Origin of the sequence: Asanoa sp. NPDC050611 (genome assembly GCF_040654855.1) — a bacterium.
Taxonomy (GTDB): Bacteria; Actinomycetota; Actinomycetes; order Mycobacteriales; family Micromonosporaceae; genus Asanoa.
The window spans coordinates 1-4,447 of the sequence record NZ_JBFAIU010000478.1 but is presented as its reverse complement, the minus strand read 5'-3'; the positions used below and the strand labels follow the sequence as shown (position 1 = coordinate 4,447).

Sequence of the window (4,447 nt, the reverse complement as noted above, 5' to 3'; positions counted from 1 at the left end):
GCCGCGGCGGACCAGACCCGTTCCGCGGCGTCCGCGCACCGTACACAAGGGATGGTGGTGGTGGCCGCACCGAGCGGGATCCGCACCTCGAACTCGCCGTCCCGCGGGCAGCGGTAGACGTACGTCGCCATCGCCGTCTCCTTCCGCCGGGTCCCAGCATTTCCCGAGGGCGGTCCCCGACGGATGGAGGCGCGCGGCCGGGCCACCCGATCGGGTGACCGCGGGAGGGCTGCTTCAGCCCGGTGTGGTGACCGGTGATTCCACGTCGAAGGCGAGCTGGCCGTCGCGTTCGTCGACGGTGACCTTCTGGCCTCGCGACAGGCGGCCGTCCAGGAGCATCTCCGACAGGCGGTTGTCGACCTCGCGCTGGATCGTCCGGCGCATCGGGCGCGCGCCGTACGCGGGCTCGTAGCCCCGGTCCACCAGCCACCGGATCGCCGCCGGGCTGAACTCCGTCGTGATGTCCTGGCCGTGCATGCGGCGCCGGGTCTGCTCCAGCATCAGGTCCGTGATCTGGACGAGCTGCTCCGGCTCCAGCCGCCGGAAGATGACGATCTCGTCGATCCGGTTCAGGAACTCCGGCCGCAGCTCCTCGCGCAGCCGCCGGGTGATCCGGTCCCGCAGGTCGCGTTCCGCGTCGCCGCTGCCCGCCGTCGCGAAGCCGACCGACGGCTGCTCCGCCGTGATCAGCTCGGAGCCCAGGTTGCTCGTCATGATCAGCACGGTGTTCTTGAAGTTGACCGTGCGGCCCTGGCTGTCGGTCAGCCGGCCGTCGTCGAGCACCTGCAGGAGCAGGTTGAACACGTCCGGATGCGCCTTCTCGATCTCGTCGAGCAGGATCACCGCGTACGGGCTGCGCCGCACCGCCTCCGTGAGCTGCCCGGCCTCCTCGTAGCCGACGTACCCGGGCGGGGCGCCGACGAGGCGGCTGACCGTGTGCCGCTCCTGGAACTCGCTCATGTCGAGCCGGATCATCTTCTCCTGGTTGCCGAACAGCGTCTCGGCCAGCGCCCGGGCCAGCTCGGTCTTGCCGACGCCGGTCGGGCCGAGGAACAGGAAGCTGCCGATCGGCCGGTTCGGGTCGCCGAGCCCGGTGCGCGACCGGCGGATCGCCTGCGCGACCACGCGTACCGCCTCGTCCTGGCCGACGAGCCGCTCGTGCAGCCGCTGCTCCAGGTTGGCCAGGCGCTCCTTCTCCTCCTCCGACAGCTGCCGGGCGGGGATGCCGGTGGCCCGGGAGACGACCTCGGCGATGTCCTCGGCCGTCACCTCCGGCACGTGCGCACCGTGCACACCGTCGCGCTCGTCCTTCTGCTTGCGCAGCTCCGCGACCTGGTCCCGCAGCTCGCTCGCCCGCTCGAACAGCTCGGCCGCCACGGCCTGGTCCTTGTCGCGGCAGAGCTGGTCGATCTTCTGCTCCAGCTCGCGCTCGTCCTTGGCCACCGACCGGCTGCGCAGCTGCACCCGGGCGCCGGCCTGGTCGATGAGGTCGATCGCCTTGTCGGGGAGGAACCGGTCCGACAGGTAGCGGTCGGACAGCTCCGCCGCCGCGATCAGGGACTCGTCGGTGAACCGTACGCCGTGGTGGGCCTCGTAACGGTCGCGCAGGCCGCGCAGGATCTCGATGGTGTCCTCGACGCTCGGCTCCGGCACCAGGATCGGCTGGAACCGCCGCTCCAGCGCCGCGTCCTTCTCGATGTAGCGGCGATACTCGTCCAATGTGGTCGCCCCGACCGCGTGCAGCTCGCCGCGGGACAGCGCGGGCTTGAGGATCTGCGCGGCGTCCGTGGCGCCCTCGCCGGCGCCCGCGCCGACCACCGTGTGGATCTCGTCGATGAACACGACCAGGTCGTCGCTGTGGGTGCGCGCCTCGTCGAGCAGGTTCTTCAGGCGCTCCTCGAAGTCGCCGCGGTAGCGGGTGCCGGCGACCAGGCCGGTCACGTCGAGCTGGACCAGCCGCTTGCCGTCCAGCGTCCGTGGCACCTCGCCGTCGACGATCCGCTGTGCCAGCCCCTCCACGATCGCGGTCTTGCCGACGCCGGCCTCGCCGATCAGCACCGGGTTGTTCTTGGTGCGCCGGGCCAGCACCTCGACGCACTGCTCGATCTCGTCGGCGCGCCCGATCACCGGGTCGATGCGCCCCTCCCGGGCCATCGCGGTCAGGTCCCGTCCGTACTGGTCGAGCGTGGGAGTGCCGGTCTCCTGCTGCTGCGGCGCCCGGCCCGGCGCGGTCGTGGTGCCCGGGCGGGACGCGGCCTGCAGCGACTCCGGGTTGATCCCGTGCATCGCCAGCAGCCGGCCGGCCTCGGTCTCCTGGTTGAGAGTCAACGCCAGCAGGATGTGCTCAGGACCGAGGTACGAGGCACCGAGCCGCCGCGAGATCTGGTGCGCCTGCAGCAACGCCCGCTTGGCCGCGGGGGTCAGCGCCGGCGGACCCTCGATCGAGGTGCCGCGCCGGTCGCGCTGCTCGATCTCGCCGGCCAGGGTGGCCGGGTCGGCGCCGGCCCGGGCCAGCAGCTCGTTGAGCGGCGGCCGCTGGGTCATCGCCCAGAGCAGGTGCTCGGTGTCGAGGTCCGTGCTGCCGAGCTGGGCGGCCTCGCCGGCAGCCGCTTGCAACAGCTCGCGGGCGTCCTGGCTCATCACCTTGCCCAGATCGAGTCGGGCCCGGGGCTGGCCGGGGGAAAGGAACTGGGCCATGAACTCGTCGAACGGGTCGCCGCCGAATGGCCCACTACCCCAGAAACCGGTCGACATCTCACTCTCCTCGGGTCGAAACCGCGATTCGCGGCGCCTACCCGTTCACCGGGCGGGCAAACCGTCGCGCGCGTCACCCGGGACCCGCGGTACGAGTGAGTCGAAAGCGCATGATCCGGGTGGTGTAGCCCGGGGTGCAGCGGGCACCCCACACCATGGCCCCGAAAGAGATGGAAGGCGACAACCGGCGTCGCCGCCAGCTGGCCCGCGAGGCGCGGCGCGCCGACCGCAGGCCCAGCGCGGAGGGCGTCACGCTGGGTGCCTCGAAGCAGCAGGAGCACCAGCCGGAGAAACGCCGGTCCGGGCCACCGCAGGCGGGCCGCCACAAGCCGGTGGCCGGTGCGGAGCAGATCGTCGCACCGGGTACGCGGGCCGAGGAGTGGCCGCGCCGCTCACCTGTTCCGGACGCCTCGACCGATGCGGGGGCCGGCCCCCGGTTGCGCTACCGCGAGCTGGTCGGCGAGATCGCGCGGCTGACGGGTGACCCGTTCGCGGACGCCAAGGAGCTGACCCGCGCGGTGGTCGGCGTCACCGCCCGCTCGCTCGACGACCCCGACGGGAAGCGCCTGGTCGCGAGCCTGCCCGGGGAGCTGGAGGTGCCGCGCGCGCTGGCCGGCCCACCGGAGCGCGACCTGACCATGTTCCTGCGCGAGGTCGGCCGGCTGGTGGAACGTCGACCCGAGCAGATAAGGGTCAAGGTGCAGGCGGTCTTCGCGGTGCTCGGCGACGCCGGGTTGGACCTGCCGCTCCCGCCGGAGCTGCGGTCGCTGGCCGACCCGCTGCCGGCGGAGGACCGCACGACGCCGGGCCGCCCGCTGCCGCTGAGCGACGCGGACGTCGTGGCCGCGCTGCGCGACCTGCCGGAGTGGGACGGTGACCACCGGGCGATCAGCCGGACGATCGAGCTGCCGCCGGACAACCTCGACCGCGTGCTGCCGTGGATCGAGCGGTTGCGCGAGACGGGCCGCGCGCCGCACATCGCCCGCCCGTCGGCGGACACGGCTACCCTCACGGCGTACACCGCGTCGACCGGCACCGTGACCGAGTCGGACGTGGCGCTGGCCCACCGCGTCGACACGGCGATCGCCGACGCGGCGGGCGGGATGGCCGGCTAGCTCGCGCCCGCGTTCGCGGGCACCGCGATGCTGCGGTGGCAGGAGTCGCGGGCCGCCGCGTTCAACCGTTCCGACGCGACACCGGCGGCCAGGGTTCGGGCGCCGGGGTCAACGTGGATCCACATCAGACGGCCAAGCGCGCGCTACCGGTGGCCGGCGCCGACAACGTGGTCGGGTCCCTGACGGCACGATCCCGCTGACCAACGCCCGGCTCACCCCGTAGCGGACCTCAGTCGCGGGCGAGGTCGAAGCCCAGCGTCACGGCCGCGGAGACCACGACGTGGCCGGGAGCCAGGTCCTGATCGGACGCGTCGGCCTGGGCGGAACTGTGGCTGCGGTAGCGCTCCGGGCCGACCCGGTCGGGGTCGACGTCCTCGATGTGCAGCACGGCGCCGAGCCGGACGCCGGCCGCCTCGGCGTAGAGCTCGGCCTTGCCCCGCGCGGCCGCGACGGCCTTGCGGCGGGCCTCGGCCCGCAGCTCGCGCTTGGCGACGACGTCGAAGTCCACCCCGTCGACCGCGTAGGCGCCCCCCGCCCCGAGGTCGACCCCCAGCCCCTCCACCTCGTAGATGTTCGTG

General features: G+C 73.1%; 3 protein-coding genes. 1 reads left to right on the top strand and 2 read right to left on the bottom strand.

Going from position 1 to position 4,447, the window contains the following annotated elements:
• Positions 1-234 precede the first annotated feature (234 nt).
• Positions 235-2,754 carry an ATP-dependent Clp protease ATP-binding subunit gene (locus AB0H87_RS38570; RefSeq protein ID WP_360157715.1) on the bottom strand — a complete coding sequence of 840 codons (2,520 nt, stop codon included), beginning with the start codon at positions 2,752-2,754 and terminating at the stop codon, positions 235-237.
• Between the two features lie 170 nt (positions 2,755-2,924).
• Here AB0H87_RS38570 and AB0H87_RS38565 point away from each other — a divergent pair, with 170 nt between their 5' ends.
• Complete coding sequence (locus tag AB0H87_RS38565) at positions 2,925-3,869, top strand: DUF2267 domain-containing protein (RefSeq protein ID WP_360157712.1); 945 nt, start codon at positions 2,925-2,927, stop codon at positions 3,867-3,869.
• 229 nt (positions 3,870-4,098) lie between these two features.
• On the opposite strand, the gene AB0H87_RS38560 is transcribed toward AB0H87_RS38565, so the two are convergent.
• On the bottom strand, positions 4,099-4,447 hold a 349-nt coding region (locus tag AB0H87_RS38560; RefSeq protein ID WP_360157709.1), incomplete at its 5' end, for an SIMPL domain-containing protein.